This window comes from Streptomyces decoyicus (assembly GCF_019880305.1).
GTDB lineage: Bacteria > Actinomycetota > Actinomycetes > Streptomycetales > Streptomycetaceae > Streptomyces > Streptomyces decoyicus.
Genome location: NZ_CP082301.1, coordinates 6,323,032 through 6,344,078 on the forward strand (window position 1 = coordinate 6,323,032; position 21,047 = coordinate 6,344,078).

At 70.2% G+C, this 21,047-nt stretch carries 18 protein-coding genes; 14 read left to right on the plus strand and 4 right to left on the minus strand.

Annotation, left to right across the window (positions count from 1 at the left end):
* Positions 1 to 106: 106 nt before the first annotated feature.
* The 10 genes from K7C20_RS27850 to K7C20_RS27895 all read left to right on the plus strand — a co-directional run bounded on the left by K7C20_RS27850 (position 107) and on the right by K7C20_RS27895 (position 12,359).
* The gene (locus K7C20_RS27850) at positions 107 to 2,317 is read left to right on the plus strand and encodes a non-ribosomal peptide synthetase (protein WP_078953570.1); all 2,211 of its coding nucleotides are present in this window, start codon (positions 107 to 109) and stop codon (positions 2,315 to 2,317) included.
* A gap of 56 nt (positions 2,318 to 2,373) precedes the next feature.
* A complete protein-coding gene (locus K7C20_RS27855) occupies positions 2,374 to 3,396 on the plus strand; it encodes a TauD/TfdA family dioxygenase (RefSeq protein WP_030084036.1) in 1,023 nt (340 codons plus the stop codon).
* A gap of 22 nt (positions 3,397 to 3,418) precedes the next feature.
* Positions 3,419 to 4,456 carry a 2,3-diaminopropionate biosynthesis protein SbnB gene (gene sbnB, locus K7C20_RS27860; RefSeq protein WP_030084038.1) on the plus strand — a complete coding sequence of 346 codons (1,038 nt, stop codon included), beginning with the start codon at positions 3,419 to 3,421 and terminating at the stop codon, positions 4,454 to 4,456.
* Between the two features lie 41 nt (positions 4,457 to 4,497).
* Positions 4,498 to 5,487: a 2,3-diaminopropionate biosynthesis protein SbnA gene (gene sbnA / locus K7C20_RS27865; RefSeq protein WP_030084040.1), complete on the plus strand. Its 990-nt coding sequence runs from the start codon at positions 4,498 to 4,500 to the stop codon at positions 5,485 to 5,487.
* A 63-nt stretch (positions 5,488 to 5,550) separates the two neighbouring features.
* The gene (locus K7C20_RS27870; RefSeq protein WP_030084042.1) at positions 5,551 to 5,766 is read left to right on the plus strand and encodes an MbtH family protein; all 216 of its coding nucleotides are present in this window, start codon (positions 5,551 to 5,553) and stop codon (positions 5,764 to 5,766) included.
* Positions 5,763 to 6,743 (plus strand): clavaminate synthase family protein, encoded by a 981-nt coding sequence (locus K7C20_RS27875; RefSeq protein WP_030084044.1) that lies wholly within the window; start codon positions 5,763 to 5,765, stop codon positions 6,741 to 6,743. The genes K7C20_RS27870 and K7C20_RS27875 overlap by 4 nt, the downstream gene beginning before the upstream one ends.
* Before the next feature lie 1,026 nt (positions 6,744 to 7,769).
* On the plus strand, positions 7,770 to 9,869 hold the full coding sequence (locus K7C20_RS27880; protein ID WP_053210284.1) for an AfsR/SARP family transcriptional regulator: 2,100 nt from the start codon (positions 7,770 to 7,772) through the stop codon (positions 9,867 to 9,869).
* A 326-nt stretch (positions 9,870 to 10,195) separates the two neighbouring features.
* Positions 10,196 to 10,597, plus strand: a complete 402-nt coding sequence (locus K7C20_RS27885; RefSeq protein WP_030084049.1) for a hypothetical protein — start codon at positions 10,196 to 10,198, stop codon at positions 10,595 to 10,597.
* A 96-nt stretch (positions 10,598 to 10,693) separates the two neighbouring features.
* Entirely contained in the window at positions 10,694 to 11,170 is a 477-nt protein-coding gene (locus K7C20_RS27890; RefSeq protein WP_030084050.1) for a hypothetical protein, read from the plus strand.
* On the plus strand, positions 11,154 to 12,359 hold the full coding sequence (locus tag K7C20_RS27895; RefSeq protein ID WP_209444025.1) for a DUF6545 domain-containing protein: 1,206 nt from the start codon (positions 11,154 to 11,156) through the stop codon (positions 12,357 to 12,359). The genes K7C20_RS27890 and K7C20_RS27895 overlap by 17 nt, the downstream gene beginning before the upstream one ends.
* Before the next feature lie 47 nt (positions 12,360 to 12,406).
* Here the strand turns inward: K7C20_RS27895 and K7C20_RS27900 are convergent, their stop codons facing one another.
* From K7C20_RS27900 to K7C20_RS27915, 4 genes are all read right to left on the minus strand, one after another.
* Positions 12,407 to 13,237 (minus strand): ABC transporter permease, encoded by an 831-nt coding sequence (locus K7C20_RS27900; protein WP_030084052.1) that lies wholly within the window; start codon positions 13,235 to 13,237, stop codon positions 12,407 to 12,409.
* The gene (locus K7C20_RS27905; RefSeq protein ID WP_048829733.1) at positions 13,234 to 14,193 is read right to left on the minus strand and encodes an ATP-binding cassette domain-containing protein; all 960 of its coding nucleotides are present in this window, start codon (positions 14,191 to 14,193) and stop codon (positions 13,234 to 13,236) included. Before K7C20_RS27905 ends, K7C20_RS27900 begins: the two co-directional genes overlap by 4 nt.
* 184 nt (positions 14,194 to 14,377) lie before the next feature.
* A complete protein-coding gene (locus K7C20_RS27910; protein WP_030084054.1) occupies positions 14,378 to 15,034 on the minus strand; it encodes a response regulator in 657 nt (218 codons plus the stop codon).
* The gene (locus K7C20_RS27915; RefSeq protein ID WP_053210285.1) at positions 15,031 to 16,356 is read right to left on the minus strand and encodes a sensor histidine kinase; all 1,326 of its coding nucleotides are present in this window, start codon (positions 16,354 to 16,356) and stop codon (positions 15,031 to 15,033) included. The genes K7C20_RS27910 and K7C20_RS27915 overlap by 4 nt, the downstream gene beginning before the upstream one ends.
* A gap of 392 nt (positions 16,357 to 16,748) precedes the next feature.
* Here K7C20_RS27915 and K7C20_RS27920 point away from each other — a divergent pair, with 392 nt between their 5' ends.
* The 4 genes from K7C20_RS27920 (at position 16,749) to K7C20_RS27935 (ending at position 20,820) form a co-directional block, all read left to right on the plus strand.
* Entirely contained in the window at positions 16,749 to 17,420 is a 672-nt protein-coding gene (locus K7C20_RS27920) for a DUF6875 domain-containing protein (RefSeq protein WP_048829734.1), read from the plus strand.
* A complete protein-coding gene (locus K7C20_RS27925; RefSeq protein ID WP_030084059.1) occupies positions 17,407 to 18,405 on the plus strand; it encodes a methyltransferase in 999 nt (332 codons plus the stop codon). The genes K7C20_RS27920 and K7C20_RS27925 overlap by 14 nt, the downstream gene beginning before the upstream one ends.
* A gap of 146 nt (positions 18,406 to 18,551) precedes the next feature.
* Positions 18,552 to 19,541, plus strand: coding sequence for an alpha/beta hydrolase (locus tag K7C20_RS27930; RefSeq protein WP_053210289.1), 990 nt, complete (start codon positions 18,552 to 18,554; stop codon positions 19,539 to 19,541).
* Complete coding sequence (locus K7C20_RS27935; protein WP_078953573.1) at positions 19,534 to 20,820, plus strand: acyltransferase family protein; 1,287 nt, start codon at positions 19,534 to 19,536, stop codon at positions 20,818 to 20,820. Before K7C20_RS27930 ends, K7C20_RS27935 begins: the two co-directional genes overlap by 8 nt.
* The last annotated feature ends 227 nt before the right edge of the window (positions 20,821 to 21,047 follow it).

Here is a 21,047-nt window from a genome sequence, read left to right on the forward strand (position 1 = left end):
ATTCCACCAAGCGTGAGATCGGCCGCCGATTTCACGATCCGACGGACATCCGGTGTGGGGTGCAACGCTCGTGGGCAGCGCAGGAAGTCAGGGCGACGGCAAACCGATGGCGGGGTACCTCCCCGTCGTGCCCGCGGACGTCGCCGACGCCGTCGAGCGGGTGGCCGAGGAGTGCGGGGTCGACGCCGGGACCGTCAGGCTCGCCGCTCAGTCCCTCGTGGCGGGGGTGGTCGCCGGCTTCCACGAGTCGTCGGCCGGCGAGGGCACCTGGCGCGAGGTGATCGGCCGGGTCGCCACCGACGCGGGCCGGGCCGAGGCCGTCCAGGCGTGGCAGGGCGTCGGCGCCCAGGACCAGGTGAGCGCCGAGCGGGTCGCCGGCTATGTGCTCACGGCACTGCGCGCGCTGACCCGGGACCCGGACGATGCGCACCACGCGCGCAGCCTGCTGTCACCGGCCGAACTCTCCCTCCAGCTGCAGGACTTCTCCGGGCCCGTCCGTCCGCTCCCGGACCGCCGGTTCCACGAACTGTTCGAGGAGCGGGTACGCCGTCACCCCGACGCGGTCGCCGCCGTCCTGGGGGACCGCCGGTGGAGCTACCGGGAACTGAACCGCCACGCCAACAAGGTCGCCTGGTCGCTGCACCGGCGGGGGCTGCACGGCGAGGACGTGGTCGCCGTGGTCACCGAGCGCACCCTGGAGTGGCTGGCCGCCGTGATCGGCGTGTTCAAGGCGGGCGGCTGCTACCTGCCGCTCGAACCGCACTTCCCCGCCGACCGGATCGCCACCGTCCTGACCCGCAGCGGGAGCCGGTGGGTGCTTGCCGAGCGCGGTGTGCCCCATCTGGACCGGGCGCTGGCCGGCCGCGGCGGCGTCGAACTGTCCTACCTCGACGACCTGCTGGCGCAGGACGGGCCGGAGGACGACCTCGGTCTCGCGGTGGCCGCCGACCAGCTCGCCTACATCTACTTCACCTCCGGCTCCACCGGCGAGCCGAAGGGGGCGATGTGCGAGCACAACGGCTTCCTCAACCACCTCCTGGCCAAGATCGAGGATCTCGGCATCGGCGAGGGCGAGGTGGTGGCGCAGACCGCCCCCCAGTGCTTCGACATCTCCCTGTGGCAGCTGGTCTCCGCGCTGCTGGTCGGCGGCACCACCCGCATCATCGGGCAGGAAGTCGTCCTGGACGTCCGCAGATTCCTCGACACCCTGGCCGACGGGGCCGTGCAGGTGGTCCAGCTGGTCCCCTCCTACCTGGAAGTGGTGCTGTCCGCCCTGGAGGAACAGCCGCGGGAACTGCCCGGCCTGCGCTGTGTCTCCGTCACCGGTGAAGCCCTCAAGAAGGAACTCGTCCAGCGCTGGTTCACCGCCTTCCCCGGCGTGCTCCTGGCCAACGCGTACGGACTCACCGAGACATCGGACGACACCAACCACGAGGTGATGGACCGGGTCCCCGACCATCGCTCGGTGCCGCTCGGCAAGCCGATCCGCAATGTGCGGGTGTATGTGGTCGACGAGCGGCTCTCGCCGGTGCCGCTGGGCGTCCCCGGCGAGATCGTCTTCTCCGGGGTCTGTGTCGGCCGCGGCTACATCAACGACGAAGCACGCACCAAGGCGGCCTTCGGGCAGGATCCGCACCGGCCGGGGGAGCGGCTGTACCGCTCCGGCGACTTCGGGCGGTGGCTGCCCGGCGGCACGCTGGAATTCCTCGGCCGCCGGGACTCACAGGTGAAGATCAGCGGGTTCCGGATCGAGATCGGCGAGATCGAGAACCGGCTGCTCCAGGTCCCGGGTGTCCGCGACGGAGCGGTGGTGACCGCCGGAACCGCCGAACGCCCCTATCTGGTCGGCTACTACACCGGCGCCGCGGACGTGGGCCCCGAGGTCGTGCGGGAGGCACTGGCCGGGGTACTGCCCCGATACATGGTGCCGCAGCATCTGCACCACGGCACCGAGCTGCCCCTCACCGCCAACGGGAAGATCGACAAGAAGGCGCTGGCCCGGATGGCGGCCGAGGCGGAACAGACCGCGGGCAGCACCGGGTTCCGGGCTCCGGCGACCGCCGCCGAACGGCGGGTCGCCGCCCTGTGGGCCGGCCTCCTCAAGGTGCCGCTGGAGCGCATCGGCCGCGGATCGCGGTTCGCCGACCTCGGCGGCACCTCGCTGACGGCGATCCGGCTGGCCATCGCCCTGGACCGGGTGGTGTCGGTCAAGGAACTCGCCCACACGCCGACCGTCGCCGACGTGGCCGCGCTGCTGGAGCGGAAGGCGGCCGAGCGGCCGGACCAGGAGCCGCCCGGCACCGGCAGCGCCGGCTGAACACACCACCGTCCGCGCCCCGCCCCGCGAGGAAACCACCGAGAGAGACAGAGAAGATGAGTTCCCCCACCGTGCACGCCTCACCCGTCACGGCCGCCGACGGCACGCCCGCCGTCGCCGGCGGCCCGGCCCCGCACCCCGCCGGTCTGCCGGTCCTCCGCGCGATGCCCGGAGACGGCACCGCGGCCGGCTGGGCGCAGGACCACCGAAGTGCCGTCCACGACCTGGTCGCCGAGCACGGCGCCGTGCTGCTGCGCGGCCTGGGCGTCGGCTCGCCCGACGAGGTGGCGGCGATCGCGACCGCTCTCGGCGTGGCACGGATGACCGAGCGGGAGCGGTTCGCCCCGCGGTACACCCATGCCGACGGCGTCTACTCGTCCTCCGAATGGCCCGCGGACGAGCCGATGTGCATGCATCACGAGCTGAGTTACGCCACCGAGGTGCCCGGCCTGTTGCTCTTCGGCTGCCTGACGGCTCCGGCCGAGGGCGGCCGCACCGCGGTCGCCGACTCGCAGCAGGTCCTCAAGGCGCTGCCCGCCGACCTGGTGGCCCCCTTCGCCCGCGACGGCTGGCTGCTCACCCGCATGTACCACGACATCGGCGTCTCCTGGACGGAGGCGTTCGGCACCGAGGACCGGGCCGAGGTCGATGCGTACTGCGCACGGGCGGGCCTGGAGCACGAGTGGCTGCCGGACGGCCGGCTGCGCACCCGGCAGCACCGCTCCGCCGTGGTCGACCACCCGCGCACCGGCCTCCCGGTCTGGTTCAACCAGGTGGCCTTCCTGAACGAGCGGACCCTCGACCCGATGATCCGCGACTACCTCGTCGACGTGTACGGCCCGGAGGGTCTGCCCTTCAACACCGCGTACGGCGACGGCACGCCCCTCACCGGGGAGACCGTCGAGACGATCAACGCGGCCTACCGCGACGCCACCGTGGGCGAGCCGTGGCAGGACGGAGACGTCCTGCTGGTCGACAACCTGCGGATGGCACACAGCCGCGAGCCGTACCAGGGCGCCCGCGACATCGTGGTGATTTTCGGTAACCCGGTCCGGCTCGCCGGGCACATCCGTCCCTGACCTCTTGAACTGTGGAGTCCTGATGTCCCGTTCCGCTCCGGCGCCCTCGTTCGCCGTGATCTCCGGCGGCCAGGTGCACCGTGCCCTCGAAGGCCGGCACCGCGAGGTCGTCGACCTGATCGAAGCCGCCTACCGCACCCATGGCGCGGGTGACACCGTCAACCCGCCCTCCTACTTCCTGCGCTTCCCGGACCGCCCCACCTCCCGCATCATCGCCCTGCCGGCGTCGATCGGCGGCGAGGTGCGGGTGGACGGGATGAAGTGGATCTCCAGCTTCCCCGAGAACGTGGCCGCCGGCATCCCCCGGGCCTCAGCCGTCCTCATCCTCAACGACCACGACACCGGCTATCCCCTGGCGTGCCTGGAGAGTTCCATCATCAGCGCCACCCGCACCGCGGCCTCCGCGGCGCTGGCCGCCGACCGGCTCACCGCTCAACGTGAGCGCCCGCGGCGGATCGGCTTCTTCGGCGTCGGACTCATCGCCCGCTATGTGCACCAGTACCTCGCGGGCACCGACTGGTCCTTCGACGAACTGGGCGTGTTCGACCTGTCCGCCGAGTACGCCGGCGGCTTCGCCACGTACCTGAAGGAAGCGACGGACGGCGCCGGGCGGGTCACCGTGCACGAGAGCGCCGAGGACTTGGTCCGCAACAGCGATCTGCTGGTCTTCGCGACGACCGCCGGCACTCCGCACGTCACCGACCCCGACTGGTTCTCGCACAACCCGCTCGTGCTCCATGTGTCACTGCGCGACGTGTCCGCCGACGTGGTGCTCTCGGCGACCAACGTCGTCGACGACGTGGAGCACTGCCTGAAGGCGGACACCTCGCTCCACCTGGCCGAACAGCGGGTCGGCCACCGGGACTTCGTCGACGGGACCCTCGACGACGTGCTCACCGGACGCCTCACCCCGGCCGCCGACCGCCCGGTGATCTTTTCTCCGTTCGGGCTCGGGGTGCTCGACCTGGCCGTCGGCAAGCACGTCTACGACACCGTGAACGCCGCCGGGGAACTGCCGGTCGTCGAGGACTTCTTCCATGAGATGCGTCGATACGGCTGAGCGGTCCGCATCCTCCAACAGCGCGTTATGCGGGAGGTACTGTGCCGATTATCTCGGCTCCGCAAGAGTTCAATGAGGACGATCTCTACGTAGATCTGCGGTCCTCCATCGGGGTACCCCTCTACCTCAAGTGCGAAGGGTTCAACTTCGCCGGTTCCGTCAAACAGAAGGCCGCCCTGGAAATGGTCGAGGCGGCCGAGCGATCGGGCCTGCTCGCCAGCGGCTCGATCCTCGTGGAATCCTCGTCGGGCAACCTCGGGGTCGCGCTCAGCACGATCGCGGCGAGCAAGGGCTACCGGTTCGTGTGCGTCACGGACAGCCGATGCAACCTGGCCACCAAGCAGATGATGGAAGCGCTCGGCGCCGAGGTGCACACCATCAACGAGCCGGACCCCGAGGGCGGGTTCCTCGGCGCACGGCTCGCGCACGTCCAGCGGCTCTGTGCGAGCGACAAGCGGTACGTCTGGCTCAACCAGTACCTCAACGCCAACAACTGGCGGGCACATCACCGGCTGACCGCTCCGCACATCGCGGAACGGTTCCCCGAGCTCGATGTGCTCTTCGTCGGAGCCGGTACCACCGGAACGCTGATGGGGTGCGCACGCTGGTTCCGCGAGCACCGGCCCGCGGTGCAGATCGTCGCGGTCGACAGCGTCGGCTCGGTCACCTTCGGCGGGCCGGCTCAGCCCCGGATGATCCCCGGCCTCGGGGCCGGGGTGCGCCCGCCGCTGCTGGACGAGTCCTTCGTGGACCACGTGGTCCAGGTCCGGGAGATCGACACCGTACGGGCCTGCCGCCGGCTGGTCGGCCGGGGATTCCTCTTCGGCGGCTCCACCGGGACGGTCGTCGCCGGCGCCTCGCAGTGGCTCGCCGAACACGCCCCCGACCACGGGGGGATCACCGCCGTGGCCATCTCCCCCGACCTGGGCGAGCGCTACCTGGACACGGTCTACCAGTCCAACTGGGTCCGTCACATGTACGGACCCGAGGCGATCGACGTGGACGAGTCCGCGATCGCCGAACCGGCGTGACACTCCGTCGGCTCCTCCCCCTCCGCGCCGCAGCGGAACCGGTACAGCAGAAAGAGACAGACGATGACCAATCCATTCGAGAACCCCGAAGGCCGCTACCTGGTCCTGGTCAACGACGAGGACCAGTACTCCCTGTGGCCGGCCTTCGCACAGGTGCCGGCCGGCTGGCGGGTGGCCAACGAGGAGGCGGGGCACGAAGAGAGCCTCGCCTACATCTCCGAACACTGGACCGACATGCGGCCGCGCAGTGTCGTCGAGGCGATGGGCTCGACGGCATGACGGTGACGGTGGAGACCGGCGCACAGCCGGTGACCCTGACGGTGGACACCGACGAGGCGCTGCTGACGGAGCGGGTGGCCGCGGAACTGGCCGCACCGGGCGGCATGGTGGACGACCCCGCCTGGCTGGCCCGGGCCCGCAGGGCCTGGTCCGCGCTGCCGGCCGGACTGACCGGCGGCCTGCGGGAGTTCCGCAAGGACTCCGGACGCACCGGCACGATGCTGATCCACGGTCTGCCGGTGGGCGGGGCCATGCTGCCGCCGACCCCCAACAGGCCCGGTTCTGTCCAGCGCGAAGCCAGCGTGTCCGCGGCGGTCCTGGCCATGGTCGCGAGTGGTCTGGGGGACCCCGCCGCCTACCGCCCGGAGAAGACCGGCGCGATCGTGCAGGACGTGGTCCCGGTGCCCGGCCAGGAGGACTACCAGAGCAACGCGGGGTCGGTGCTGCTCACGTTCCACACCGAGAACGCGTTCCACGCGCACCGTCCGGACTTCGTGATGCTGCTGTGTCTGCGCGCCGACCACGAGGGCGTGGCGGGCCTGCGGACGGCGTGCATCCGGGAGGTGCTGCCGCTGCTGACCGAGGAGGCCCGACAGGCGCTGTTCAGCGAGGAGTTCGTCACCGCGCCGCCGCCCTCGTTCGGTATGGACGGCATGGGGGCCGAACCGCACGCGGTGCTCTACGGAGCCGTCGAGGACCCGGACATCTGTGTGGACCTGGCGGCCACCGAGCCGAGGACCCAGCGGGCCAAGGAGGCCATGGCCGAACTCCAGGAACTGTTCGACCGGACCGCGCAGACCGTGCGGCTGGTCCCCGGCGACCTGGCGATCGTGGACAACCGCGTGACCGTACACGGCCGTACGTCCTTCCGTCCCCGGTATGACGGACAGGACCGCTGGCTTCAGCGCACCTTCGTCCTCACCGACCTGCGCCGCTCCAGAGGACACCGGGACGGTGACGGCCACGTGCTCGACTAGGGCGTGTCCTTCGGATCACCCCGGGCCCCGTGGCCGCGCGCGTAGCGGCACGGCAGAAAGCAGCGTCGGAGGGTGCCTTCGCCCGCGCCGACCGGTTCACCCCCGAACCGGATCGCGTCGCGGGCAAGGTGCCCTCCCACTGTGCGTTGCGGGGAGGGGAAAATAGGCGTCGCGGGAAGGGAGATAATCAGCCGAGGAGCCGGCGGGCGTGCGCCGGTCGAAGCGGGACTTCCCCTTCCGCATTGGCCGGATCGTGACGCCGAGATGGCGGCCGGTGAACTGGGCCTTTAAATGTCCACTCAACTGTCCAGCAAACTTGACGGAGAACAGCCGTTCCCATAGCGTTAACCACGTCATCGCGACCCGGGGGTATGGGGGGAACCTATTTTGCCACCGGGGTTCGCAACGGGGCGAACGTGCTGCACTTCCGTGACCGGCCCTCTGTGAGGGTCGAAAGCAATCGCGCGAACGGCGCTGAAGGAAGATGTGGCGCGATCCATGCTGAATTTGAGTGGGCGATGAAGACCAAGGATGCGTTCCCGTGAGGTGAGCGGCGGTCTGGTGGACGGTCAGGCCTGACGGCCCACGGATCCACGGGGGTCCGGGGGCGGGGTGTGCCGCGGGATGAGGGACGGGCCGGGATCCGGCGAAGGACGCGTTGACCAGCTAAGACGTTCCTGTCCCCGTGCCTTTCGCCGTCGTCGCGCGGGAGCGCTCGGCGCGGCGGCCGCCGGCATACGGCGGGGTGGGCCTGCCAGTTGATGTTCGTCCGGCCGTGACAGGCCCCATCGGATCCGTCTGTCACGAGCACGCGGCGAAGCCTGTAGGACATTGCCGTGGATGCCGGAGGGAACCGGCGGACCCGGTCGGGGGCTGGGGACTGCCTTTCAAGCCGTCCGCTCGTCACATCGTCAGGGCATACCTGCCCGGCCCGGTGACTCCCCATTCATTGTTAGGCACGGTCTTTCAGTGCAGGGGGAATTAGTGGGGGACCAGCTCAGATTTCATATCCTGGGTTCTTTGGAAGTGACCAAGGAGAACCAGAGGATAGCCATCGGCGGTGCCCGGCAGCGCACCATTCTCGCGCTGCTGCTGCTCAATCCGGGGCGCATTGTGTCGGTCGACACGCTGGTGGAAACGGTGTGGAACGGCAGGCCGCCCGCCACGGCGCGTACGCAGGTGGCGATCTGCATCGCCGCACTCCGTAAAAGGTTCAAAGCCGAAGGATGTGACAACGAAGTCATCGTCACGGCGCACCCCGGCTATCTGCTCGCCCTCGAGAACCACTACGTGGACTCGGTCGAGTTCGAACGCCTCACGCTCCAGGCCCAGGAAGCGGCGAAGGAGCAACGGACGGCCGACGCGGCGGCCTTGCACGAAGAGGCACTGGCGCTCTGGCGCGGCCCCGCGCTGGCGGGAGTTGCCGGAACGCTCGTGGAGGACGAGATGGAGCGCCTGGAGGAGCTCCGGCTCGCCGGCTACGACGGTTACGTCGCCGCGCAGCTGGAACTCGGCCACCACGGCGACCTGATACCCGGGCTGGTCTCGGTGGTCCGTGACCATCCGCTGCGGGAACGCTCCCGTTATGCCCTGATGCTCGCCCAGTACCGCGTCGGGCGCCGCGCGGAGGCGATGGAGACCTTCCGGGAGGGGCGGGCGCAGTTCATCGAGGGACTCGGCCTCGAACCCGGCCCCGCACTGCGCGAGCTGCACGACGCCATCCTGCGGGACGACCCCTCGTTGATGGCCTCGGCCGCCGTCGTCCCGAAGAAGACGCCGGAGCCTCCGCGGACGGCTCCGCTGGAACTGCCCGCCGACATCCCGGCCTTCGTCGGCAGGGACACCCCGCTGACCAGCCTGAACACCCTGGTCGACGGCCATGCCGAGGGCCGGCAGCTCACCCTGGGCTTAATCACGGGTGGCGCGGGCGTCGGCAAGACGGGCCTGGCCGTCCACTGGGCCCACCAGGTCGCCGACGAGTTCCCGGGCGGGCTCCTCTTCGCCGACATGTGGGGTTACGACGAGACCCACGAGCCCGCCGATCCCGCCGTCGTACTCGGCTGGTTCCTGCGTTCCCTCGGCGTGCCGGAGGCGGAGATCCCCGCCGAGACGCATGAGCGCGCGGCGCTGTACCGCAGCGTGCTCGCCGACCGCCGGGTGCTGATCGTGCTGGACAACGTCCGCTCCTTCGACCAGGTGCGGGCCCTGATCCCGGGCAGCTCGCGCAGCTGTGTGCTCCTCACCAGCCGCAGCCTGCTGGAGCAGCTGGTGGTCAGGCACGGCGCGCTCAGCATCCACCTGGACGTGCTGCGCCGGCGGGAGGCGACCGACCTGCTGGCGCAGTTCATCGGCGAGGACCGGGTCGACGCCGCCAGGGCGGATGCCGAACGGCTCGTCGAGCTGTGCGACCGGCTGCCGCTGACGGTGCGGATCGCCGCGGCCCGGCTGGCCGCCAAGCCGCAGTGGCCGATCGGCTATCTGGCCTCCCGGCTGGACAACGAACGGCTCCGGCTCGACGAGCTCAGTTCGGGGGAGTCGCAGGTCCGGTCGAGCTTCGCGCTGAGCTACCACGCGCTGCCGCACGACGTCGCCCTGCTGTACCGCAGGCTCGGCCTCCTGGACGCGCCGGACTTCGCGGGCTGGGTCGGTGCGGCCCTGCTGGCCACCGACACCCACAAGGCCGAGGGGCTGATGGAGAGCCTGGTCGACGCGCACCTCCTCCAGACGGTGGGCTTTGATTCCACGGGGCAGCCGCGCTACGGATTCCGCAACCTCCTGCGGCTGCATGCGAGGGAGGTGGCGGCGGAGGAAGGGGGCGCGCTGGAGCAACGGGAGGCCCTCCACCGTGCCTTCCGCGGCTGGCTCTCGGTGGCCGAGCAGGCACGCCGGCGGGAGTTCGGCTCCGGCCACGGCGAGCAGATGCTCTTCGGCGCCTCGATGCCGTCCGGCCCGATGGGCACCGCCGAACTCGACGTGCTCACGGCGTCGCCGTCCGGTTGGTTCGAGGCCGAGAGGCTCGCCCTGATCTCGGTGATCGACCAGGCCGCCCGGTGCGGTATGGACGACATCAGCCGGGAGCTGACCGAGCTGGTGGTCCGGCCGGCGGTCGCCTGCCAGCGCAGCTGAGACGTTCCGGCCCACGCGCCCGTCCGCAACCGGCATCGTGCCGGCTGCGGCGCGTGGGCCGGCGTCGTGACCAGGGGCTGCGTCCCCTGGAGGTCGTCGGCTGCCGCCCGCGACATCTCCGAGGCCGCCGCGGACATCTGTCCCCGGTTCGCCCGCTCAACTGCCGCAAGACCCCTCGGGCTTACGCTGCCGTCCCCTGCCCGCGCGGCCGGGGGAGGCATCAAGATCCTTCATGATTTTTCCAGAAGTATCGGGCTATTCCTCTCTCTTTATCTGGCATGTACACTCGGCTTGACATGCAGAGGCTTGACGGGAGGTCGCCGAGCATGAACACGGCGTCGGATGACGCTCCCGGGGTCTGGCTTGCCAGTGCGGTCTGGGGCCTTTTGGAAGAAAAGTACGGTCAGGGGAATGTCCCCTCCGTCAGGAAGCTGACTCAGCTTATTCGTGAAGCGAATGACAGTGCCACGATCTCGCACAGTCACGTTCACAACATCCTCAAGGGTGAGGCACCCAATATCACGGACAAGACGCGGGAGATGCTCGCGCGCTTCTTCGGGCTGCCGGCCGCCCGTTTCGTTCCCCCCGCGGCTCACTCCTGCGCGGGTGGGCAGCGCCGGTGGGAGGCCCTGGCCTTTCGCTTCTCCTCCCTGCAGCCGGACGAGCTGGCGGCGATCGAGAAGGCCCTCCAGATGGTCAAGGAGGAAAGAGGCGGCGGAGTCGGGTAGCCGGCGGGGCCGCGCGGTCACACCATCCACGGGGGAGCGATGAGCCGGCGGTGCCCGCGGTCGAGGGGAAGGAGCGATTCCATAGCCAGGAAGCACGTGCGCGTGATCGCCAGGAAGCTCGTCCTGCGACTTCCGGATCTTCCCCGGCCGTGGGACGTCGAGGAGTTGTGCCGCGCGCTGGAACGGTCTCGGGGCCGTTCCCTGACGCTGCATCCGGCGGACATACCCGCCATGCCGTCCGGCTTTTGGTACGACGACGGGGAAAGCGACCACATCTTTTACGGTTCGTCGGTCTCCGGGTATTACCGCGACCACATCATCCTGCACGAGATCTGCCATATGCTCGCCGGCCACGGCGTGGCACCTCGTGATCTCGCGGCCGCGCATTCCTCCGGCCCCTTCCTCAGCGGGCAGGGCCAGGTCCTGAAGTGCCACAACACCGAAGAGGAAATCGCGGAGACATTCTCCGCCATGGTGCTGAAGCGGGCAGGCCGCCTGCGGCACAAGGGAATCAGCGCCGTGGAGAGCCGGGCACAGGAGCTGTTGGGGGCGCCTTGTGCTCGACGCGCCTGATCTCGTCGAGAAGGCGCGCGGGGTGCTGCTCCTCCTCGTGTGGTCCGTGCTGATCCTGCGCATTCCGGCACGGTGGCATCCGCGGCGGCGCCCCGTCTGGTACGTGCTGGTGGCGTTGGCCCTGGGGTCGCTGGTCATCCAGGCCCCCGTGGGGCAGTGGATCGACGGGGTGACCGGCATCGCCAACGCCGGTGAACTCGCCGTCGCTCTGGTGGCGCTGACCGATTTCGCAGCCGTCTGGTGGTTCGCGATACGGCTGCACACGGCGGGGTACTCCGCGCCCGCCTGGCTGCGCCACGCCCCGTGGATGAGCGGCACCACGATGGCCGTACTCGCCCTGTTCTTCTTCGCCGTGACGCCCGCCGCCGAGCGCTTCGGCGAGCAGGCCCGCGGAGGGTGGACCGGCTACATGATCGCCTGGATCGCCTACGGCCTGCTGACCGCGGTGGGAGCAGGGATCCTGTTCTGGAAGCACGGCCTCACCATGCGCAGCCCCGTCCTGCGCGTGAGCGTGCTGGCGCTCGCCCTCGGCACCGGTGCGGAAGTGCCGTATCTGGTGGTCCGTACGGTCAGGTGGATCACTCCCGACAGCGCGCCGGAGCTTGCCGTGACCGGATTCTGGTGCTCGTTCGCGCGCTTCGTGCTGGTGGCGCTGGGCTGCTCGCTCGCCGCCCTGGAGCCGCCGATGAAGGCGCTCCTGCACTGGCACCGCAGACAACGGCTGCGCGGTCTGTGGCTGCTGCTCCGTCAGGCGACCCCGGAACTCGTGGTGGTGCCCCAGCCCTCGCGAGGCGCGGACCTCCTCGACCTCTCGCACGCCTGGGAGCAGCTCCACCAGCGGGTCGTCGACATCCGTGACAGCATCACGTATCTGCACGACGGCTGGGCGTCGCCGCGGCTCCTGGAGGAGGCGCGGCGGTGTGCGGCGGGCGCCCGCGCCCCTGAGAGCCGGCGGCTGACCGCCACCGCATGCTGGATCGAGGCGACGCGGCGGGAGGCGCGGGCGGGTGTGCCCAAACGTCATCTCGGCGCCGACAAGGGCCTGTTGCCCCAGGTGCTGGCCGACGACTCCACCATGTGCCGCGAGATCGGCCATCTCCTCCGGCTCCACAGAGCTCTCCGGTCGCGGCGCGTCCGTGACTTCGCCGATGACGTCCGGCCGTACACCTCGCTGATCGCCGGCCGGTAGCCGTCGCGAACCGACCGGCAGCTGGGTGCGTCCTCCGGGACGGAGCCTCAGAGCGTGCGGCGCCCGTACTGGCGTACCGCCAGCGGAACGAAGACCAGCATCACACCGCCGATCCAGATCAGCGACCCGGCCACATTCCCGGCCACCGGGCCGCCCACCAGCAGTCCGCGGCAGGAATCGACCACCAGCGTGGTCGGGTTGACCTCGACGAACGCCTGGAGCCAGCCCGGCATGGTCGACGGCGGGGCGAACATCGAACTGCCGAACTGGAGCGGGATCATCCAGAGGAAGCCCACCGACTGGACCGCCTGGGGACTGCGGATCACCAGACCGATATACGCGGCGATGGACGACAGGGCGACCCCGTAGAGCACCAGCAGACCCACGGCGGCGAGTACGCCCGCCACATCGGTGCGGACGCGGAATCCGATGAGGAAGGCGAAGGCGAGGATGACGGCCTGCCCGAGGGTCAGCCGGCAGACATCCGCGAGGATCCGGCCGGAGAGCACGGCGGAGCGCGCGATGGGCATGGACCGGAAGCGGTCCATGATTCCCTTGCTGAAGTCCAGGTTCAGAGCGGTGCCCGTGACCTGTGCGGCGAAGCTGACGGTCTGCACCATGATGCCGGGGATCAGGTACTGCCGGTAGTCCGCCTGGCCTTTGCCGATCGCCCCGCCGAAGACGTACACAAAGACCAGCGTGAACACCATCGGCATGAGAGTGGCGTCGAGCAGCTGCGAGGGGTCGTGCTTGATCTGGATCAGGTTGCGCCGGGCGATGGCCAGCGACTGGCCCACGGCGGTCCGCAGGTCGACACGGGACCGAGTGGGGCCCGGCTTCACATCCGGTCCTGGCGGGGCGAGCAGTGCGGCGGTCATGCCGTTCTCCGTGTGTCGTCGGCCGGGTCGCCCGCGGTGAGGGTGAGGAAGACCTCGTCGAGGCTGGGGGTATGGGTATCGATGCCGTCGACCGGGACTCCTGAGGCGGCGAGCATCCGCACCGCGGCCGTCAGGTCCGCCTGGCCGGCCACCGGCAGCGTGATCAGCCCTTCGACCGGGTCCGCGACGGCGGTGAGGCCGCCGGTGCCGGTCAGCTGCCGCGCCATCCCGGCGAGGTCGGCGCCGCGGTCCGGCCTGATGCGCAGCACCTGGCCGCCGATCCGGCCCCGCAGTTCGGCGGGCGTCCCCTCGGCGATCACCTTGCCGTGGTCGATCACCACGATGTTCTCGGCGAGGGCTTCGGCCTCCTCCATGTACTGCGTGGTGAGCAGGACCGTGGTCCCCTTGCCCACCAACGCCCGCACCATGTCCCACAGTTCGTTCCGGCTGCGCGGGTCGAGGCCCGTGGTGGGCTCGTCCAGATAGAGCACTTCGGGCTCGCCCACCAGACTGGCGGCCAGATCGAGCCGGCGCCGCATACCGCCCGAGTAGTCGCGCGGCAGCTTCCGGGCGGCATCGGTCAGCCTGAACCGTTCCAGCAGCTCGTCGGCCAGGGCCTTCGCGCGCCGGGACGGCAGCCGGTGGAGGCGGCCGATCATATAGAGGTTGTCCCAGCCCGGGATGGTCTCGTCCACGGACGCGTACTGGCCGGTCAGACCGATCCGCCCACGGACCTGATGGGCCTCGGCGACGACATCGAACCCCGCGACCCGCGCCCGGCCGCCGTCCGGACGCACGAGCGTGGCCAGCATCCGGACGATGGTGGTCTTCCCCGCTCCGTTGGGTCCGAGAAGTCCCAGGACACTGCCGGCCGGCACCTCCATCGAGACCCCGTCCACGGCGCGGGACGAGCCGAACTCCTTGACCAGGCCGTCGACGTGGATCGCGGCGGTCATCGGGAGGCCCGGACGGAGCCGGCACGTACGGGCCCCGTGAAAAGACCAGTAGTAAGCATGTAACGCCTTCCCGGGACATTCTCGGCAGCATCGGTGCGGGCGATGCTAGGAAGCGCGCTTATCGCCTGTGTATCGGCCCGTATTCCACGGCCCGCTGCCGGGCCGTGCCACCACGGGCCGAGGCTCACTGCCCCGCGACGACCAGGCCGGCCTCGTAGGCGAAGACGGCCGCCTGCGTACGGTCGCGCAGGCCGAGCTTCACCAGAATGCGGCTGACGTGGGTCTTCACCGTCTGCTCCGCGATGACCAGGCGCGCGGCGAGTTCCGCATTGGACAGGCCCTGGGCTATCAGACGGAGCACCTCGGTCTCGCGCTCGCTGAGGTCCGCGACGCGCTCGCTGCGGAGGCGGGGCGTGTGCATCCGCGAGAACTCCTCGATCAGCCGCTTGGTGACCGTCGGTGCCAGCAGGGCTCCGCCCCGGGCGACGGTCCGTACCACGTCCGCGAGTTGATGGGCCGACGAGTCCTTGAGGAGGAAGCCGCTCGCGCCCACCCGCAGTGCCTCGTAGACGTACTCGTCCGAATCGAAGGTGGTGAGAATGATGATCTTGACGTCGGGATCGTGCTCGGTGATCCGGAGCGTGGCCTCCAGGCCGTTGAGAACCGGCATCCGCACATCCATCAGCACGATGTCCGGCGAGAGTTCACCGACCTGGCGGACCGCGTCCTCGCCGTTCACCGCCTCGCCCACGACATCGATGTCCGGCTGCGCATTGAGCAGGATGCCGAAGCTCTCCCGGATCATGGTCTGGTCATCGGCGACCAGTACGCGGATGGTCATACACCCTCCCCCTCGTTCGTGGGCAGCGTAGCCGTCACTTCGTACCAGCCGTCTTCCCGTGGCCCGATCTGAAGGGTGCCGCCCAGAGTGGAAGCCCGCTCCCTCATGCCCAACACGCCGTGTCCCCTCCCCGCCTGACGTCGCGCACCGGTGGCCGGGCTGTTGGAGACACGTATGCGGATATCGGTCCGGCCGTAGGATAGCTCGAACTCCACCTGGCAGCCCGGGGCATGGCGCAGCGCATTGCTCAGTGCCTCCTGGACGATCCGGAACGCCGACAGCTCCACGCGCTTGGGCAGCGGCCGGGAGGCACCGGAGACGACGGACTCGATGCGCAGTCCGGCCGCCCGGACGTTCGCCACCAGCTCCTCGATGTTCTCCAGGCTGGGCTGGGGTGTGTACCGGCCGTCCGAGGGCTGCTCCTCCGACCGCAGCATGCCCAGGATGTGCCGCATCTCGGTGAGGGCCGCCAGCGCGTTCCCCCTGATGCTGGCGAAGCTGTCGCTGAGCTCCTGGGGCGGATCCGTCACCCGGTACGGTGCGGCTTCCGCCTGCACGGCTATCACGGACATGTGGTGGGCGACGACGTCGTGGAGCTCGCGGGCGATGCGGGTGCGCTCCTCCAGCAGCGCCCGGCGGGTCCGCTCGAACTCGGTGAGGACCTCCTGCTCCCGCAACTTGTGCTCGGCCTCGCTGCGCCCCCGGACGACCGCGATGACTGCCAGCCCGAACGCGGAGAGCAGGGCGAGCAGGAAGAGGTCGTTGTCGTCGGACGCGGGGGTGAGCAGCACGGTCAGCAGGCCGCCGGCCAGCACGGTGATCAGCCACTGCGCGAGGTACACCCGGGGCTTCGCCCGCCAGGCGACGATCAGGGTGACGGTCAGATGCGCGATGAGCCCGGTCTCCGTCCACGGCCACGGGGCATCGGCCGGTGCGGAACCCCCCATCACGGCCAGGCCGATCCCGTACGGCAGCATCGCCACGAGCGACAGCCACCAGGCCGCGATGGGCCACCGGAGCGCGAGCACGACCGGCAGGGACTGGGCGCAGCCGAGGGCCGCGGCGACCGCCCAGACCAGATGCAGCCGCTCGGCGGCGGCCAGGGCGGTGGGTACCGCCAGATCCAGCGCGAAGAACGCGGCGAGCACGAACGGGAGCTTGCGCAGTACGCGGTGGCGCACACGGGGCAGGAACGGGGCGGAGCGGGTGGAGAGGGCGAACAAGTCATGACGCAGCGCCCGCAACGTGGCTGCGGAGAGGGGCCGCGCGCCGCCGGTCCGGCGGGGTGAACGCTGCGGCGGGCTCTCGATGTCCGGTATCACCGGCCCATCCTACGGACGCCTGCCGTCGCCCGAGGGGCGGAAGGCGCCCGCGGGAGGACCGGCCGGGGGCGCGTCGGGCTCTGCGCGCCGTGGCCCGCTAAAGGGGTGATAGTCCCGCGATAAGGCCGCCCCCTAGCGTCCACCCGGCGATGCGTGAAGTCAGCAGTGGCTCCCGTGGTCCGACGCGTCCGGCCATGACGGCCTCCCGGTGCCGTTCGCGGGGACGCGGACTTCGACGCGCGCGGCCCTCGCCGAGGGTCTCCGTCCGCCGGCCGTCACCGGTCCGCGAACCGCCGGACCGACGGGCAGGACATTCTCATTCGCGGAGACCGATATTCCAGGGATTTCTCATCGGCGTATCGGCTCCGCCGGGCACAGGGAGGTGGGGGTGTATGTATCTCAGCCACGACGACCCGTCGGACATAGTCCTGGAGTCGCATGGGCAGGGTGACATGCAGATCCTTACCGAGATCGCGCACTGGCTCCGCTCCTTTCTCACTCATGCGCATCCTGATCTCGGTCGTAAGGGTGCGGTGTGCCCCTTCATGGAGCAGTCCTTGAAACTCGGGCGTACCGCGCTCAGTTCCGTGGACATCAGCGGGCCGCGCGGAGCGGGACGGCTGGCGACGACCGCCCGTTCCGCCTTGGCGCGGCTCGGGGACCGCAGCGCGCCCGACAGCGTGTACAACGCCTTCGTCATGGTCCCGGTGGGGGCGTCCACCGAGGTGCGCCGTGAGCGGATTCTCGAAGTCCAGCAGGAATTGAAGGCGGAAGCCGTCGCGGCCGGCAAGATGGTGGGGGAGTTCTACCCCGGCCATCCGATGCCGGGAATTCACAGCGCGACGTTCCGCCCCCTGGTCAGCCCTCATCCGGTGCTCGCCGTCCGTGCCATGGTGGTCACCGACATTCTCTTTCTGACCTTCCCCGCGATTCCGGCGGAGGAACGGCTCTCGTATCTGCGGGTATGGCACGGGCTGTTCGGCGAGGGAACTGCCGGGCCGTGGGGCCAGATCTACGAGACGGCCCGCGCCGAGGCGGAGAGGGAAGCCAGTGAATACGCTTGACCAGGAACGCCGTCGGCTCGCCGAGATCTTCGACATCGCGCCGAGCCGGGTGCTGTACGCCGTCTCCGCACTGGGTGTTGCCGATCAGGTGCCTCCCGGGGGCGTCGCCGTGGAGAAGATCGCCGCTGCCCTCGGCACGGACGCCGGGCGCCTGTCGCGTCTCGTGCGGGCCGCCGAATCGCTGGGCGTCTTCCGGGTGGACGAGGCGGGGACGGTCCGTCTCACTCCGGCCGGCACGCTGCTGCGATCGGACCAACCGGGCAGTCTGCGCGCCGAATTCTCCGACAACGATCTCTTCACTTCCTGGGGCCTGTTCGCCGAAACGGTGCGTGGTGGCCTTCCCAGCTACGAAATCGCCAACGGCACCAAAATCTTCGACAGCATGAGTGGCGACGCCCACGCGCTCGAAACGTTCCACGAGCACATGCGGATGCGTGCCCTGCAGATGTACCGCTCGCTGCTTCCCTTTCTCCTCCGGCGCTGCGCCGAGGACGTCGTGGACCTGGCGGGGGGTACGGGCGGGCTCAGCGAACTCCTGCTGGAGGGCAGCGAAACCCTCCGGGTCACCCTCACCGACCTGCCCGAGGTCATCGCACTCGTCCCGCCGGACCTGTTGCGACGGTACGGCCACCGATTCTCGGTCGAGGCCGGCGACATGCAGGAGGGAATTCCCCGGGGATATGGCACCTATCTGCTCGGAAGTGTGCTGCACGACTGGCCCGATGACGAGTCCGCAGTGATTCTGCGCCGTTGTGCCGACGCCATGATTCCCGGCAGTGAACTCATCCTGCTGGAAAGGGTGCTGGCCGATTCCGGCCCGGACACGCGTCGCATGGGCGACATGTGGATGATGGCGATGACCGGAGGACAGGAACGGACCCGGCAGGAGTGGGCCGAGCTGGCCGACGGCGCCGGACTGACCCTGCGGCACGTCCACCACGGAGCCACGGAGATCTCGGCGGTCGTGCTGGGCCGTGCCGGATGAGCGATAGCTCTTGATGCCGATTTCCGGCGCCCGGTCATACCTGAGAGCTACAAACCGAGTTGGCGCCTGAGCGTGACGATTTACCGGGTCCGGAAATCTAGCCTTTCCAGTCAGTTGAGCGAATGACGGGAAAGGAACGGCTGTCGATGCGAGCTCGTAGATGGGGGAGACGTGGGCTGCTGGTGGCCGTTGCCGCAACCCTCGTGTTGTCGGTCAGCGCCGCTGCCCGGTCCGCCGTCCCCGGCACCCCCGCCCCGCCACGTCTCCCCGCGGTCAAGGCCGGCACGCTGGACGCACGCTACGCCGTGATGCGCGCCTCCATCGCCGCGTCCGAGCGTGCCGCGCACCGGATCGGCGACCGCGACCGGGAACGCCATCTGCATCAACTGGCCGCCCCGGGAAGGAACTTCCTCTCCTTCAGCGCCGAAGGCGACGGCCAGGCGGTGGAGGTCCTCGGTGACCTCGCCGCCGCCGGCCGGATCGCGGTTCTGGTACCGGGGTCGGACACCACGATCGACACCTTCGACTACCTCGGCTCGCGCCGGGCCTCGCTCGGCGGCGGCGCCCGCGCGCTCCACGACGAGCTGCGCCGGGTCTCGCGTACCCCGGTGGCCGTGGTGGCCTGGTACGGCTACCGCGCACCCCGGACGATGAGCCGGGACGTGCTGAGCACCGCACGCGCCACCGAAGGCGGCAGCCGGTTGCAGCGGCTGCTGGAAGAGCTGCGGTCCGTGAGCCCCGCGGCACGGGTGACGCTCCTGTGCCACTCGTACGGCTCCGCGGTCTGCGGCAGCGCCGTCGGCGGCATGGGCCGTGCGGCCGCCTCCTCCCTCGCCGGCCTCGCGGTCTTCGGCAGCCCCGGCATGGGAGTCGAGTCCGCGGCCGAACTCTCCGGCGTCCCGGTGTGGGCCGGGCGGGGAGCGCGGGACTGGATCGCGGGAGCGCCGCACATCAGCCTCTCCGCGTTCGGCGGGACGCTGGGCTTCGGCGCCGATCCGGTGTCCGGGGCCTTCGGTGCCGAGCCGTTCGCCGCCGGCACCGGCGGGCACAGCGACTATCTCGCGCCGGGCAGCCTTCCGCTGCACAACCTCGCGCTGATCGCCGCGGGACGGACGTCGGAGGTCTCCCGTGGCTGACGTACGCCTGCGGCCCCCGGTCGAACCCCTCGGCGCCCCGATACCCGCCCGCGTGCCCACCGGCCCGCGGATCGCCGGCCGGCTGCACGCACTGGTACTCCGGATCGACGCCGCGACCCCCGCCGACCGCGACCGGGCGTTCGATGTGCTGCGGGCCCTGTCCGTCGTGGGCGTCGTGCTCGGCCACTGGCTGGTGACCGCGGTGACGCTGCGGGCCGACGGCCACCTCATGGGGGACAGCCCGCTGCGCCACATGCCCGCCCTGACGCCGGTGTCCTGGGTGCTCCAGCCCCTGGCGATCTTCTTCTTCGTCGGCGGCCGGGTCGCGGCCCAGGGCTATGCCACCGCACGGACCGCACGCCCGGACTACGGCCGCTGGCTGGCCGGGCGGCTGCGCCGGCTGCTGCGGCCGGTGGGAACGCTGCTGTTCCTGTGGATGCTGGTGGTGCTCGGCCTGGCCGGCGCCGGTGTCGCTCACGAGACGATCAGCACCCTGCTGAATCTGGTGGTCTCGCCCTTGTGGTTCCTGCTGGTGTTCCTCGCGCTGACCGCCGCCACCCCCCTCGTGCGGCGGGCGCCGGGACGGATCGCCGTCGTGGCGTGTGCCGTGGTGGCCGTGCTGGACGTGGCACATTTCGCCACCGGCGGGGTCGCCTGGGTCGAGACGGTCCGCAATGTGAATGTCCTGGCGGGCTGGCTGGTTCCGTACTGCCTGGGCGCGGTGTGGGCCGCCGGTGGTTTCTCCCGCCGCCGGCCCGCGGCCACCCTGCTCGTCACCGGACTCCTGGCCACCGCCGCACTGATCGGGTGGGGCGGCTATCCCGCCAGCATGGTCGGGGTCCCCGGTGCCGCCATGTCGAACCTCAACCCGCTCTCGCTCGCCGCCGTCACCTTCGGTCTGGCCCAGTGCGGCGCGGCCCTGCTGCTGAGCGGCCCGCTGCGCCGCCTCGTCGGACAGCCGGGGTCCGCGGCCGCCCCCGCGCCCGGCGGCCAACGGTCGGCCACACCGGGCCAGTTCGCCTGGGCGCTCGTGGCCCTGATGAACCTCTCCGTGATCACGATCTTCCTCTGGCACCAGACCGCGATGCTCTCGACGACCGCGGTCACCCTGGCGCTCACCGGCCCGCTCTTCGGCCTCCACACCGCACCCGATGCCTGGGCCTGGGTCCTGGTCCGCCTGCTCTGGGTACCCGTGTTCGTCCTGCTGTTGGTGGCACTGTGCAGGGCCTTCCAGCACGTCGAGGGCGACTCACGGCGCAGCCGGAACAAGGCCTCCTGAACCACCAAGGCTTCCTGAGCCACCAAGGCTTCCTGAGCCACCAAGGCTTCCTGAACCACCAAGGCCTGCTGAACCACCATGGCTTCCTGAACCACCTGGGCGCACAGCCTCTCTGCCTTGACGGACCACTTCACGCCCTCCGCTGCGCAGGCCCCGCAGGTGACGGCAGAGCTCGATCGGCCCCGGCACATCTGCCGGGGCCGATCGCCGTGTGCCCGCCCGGCGCC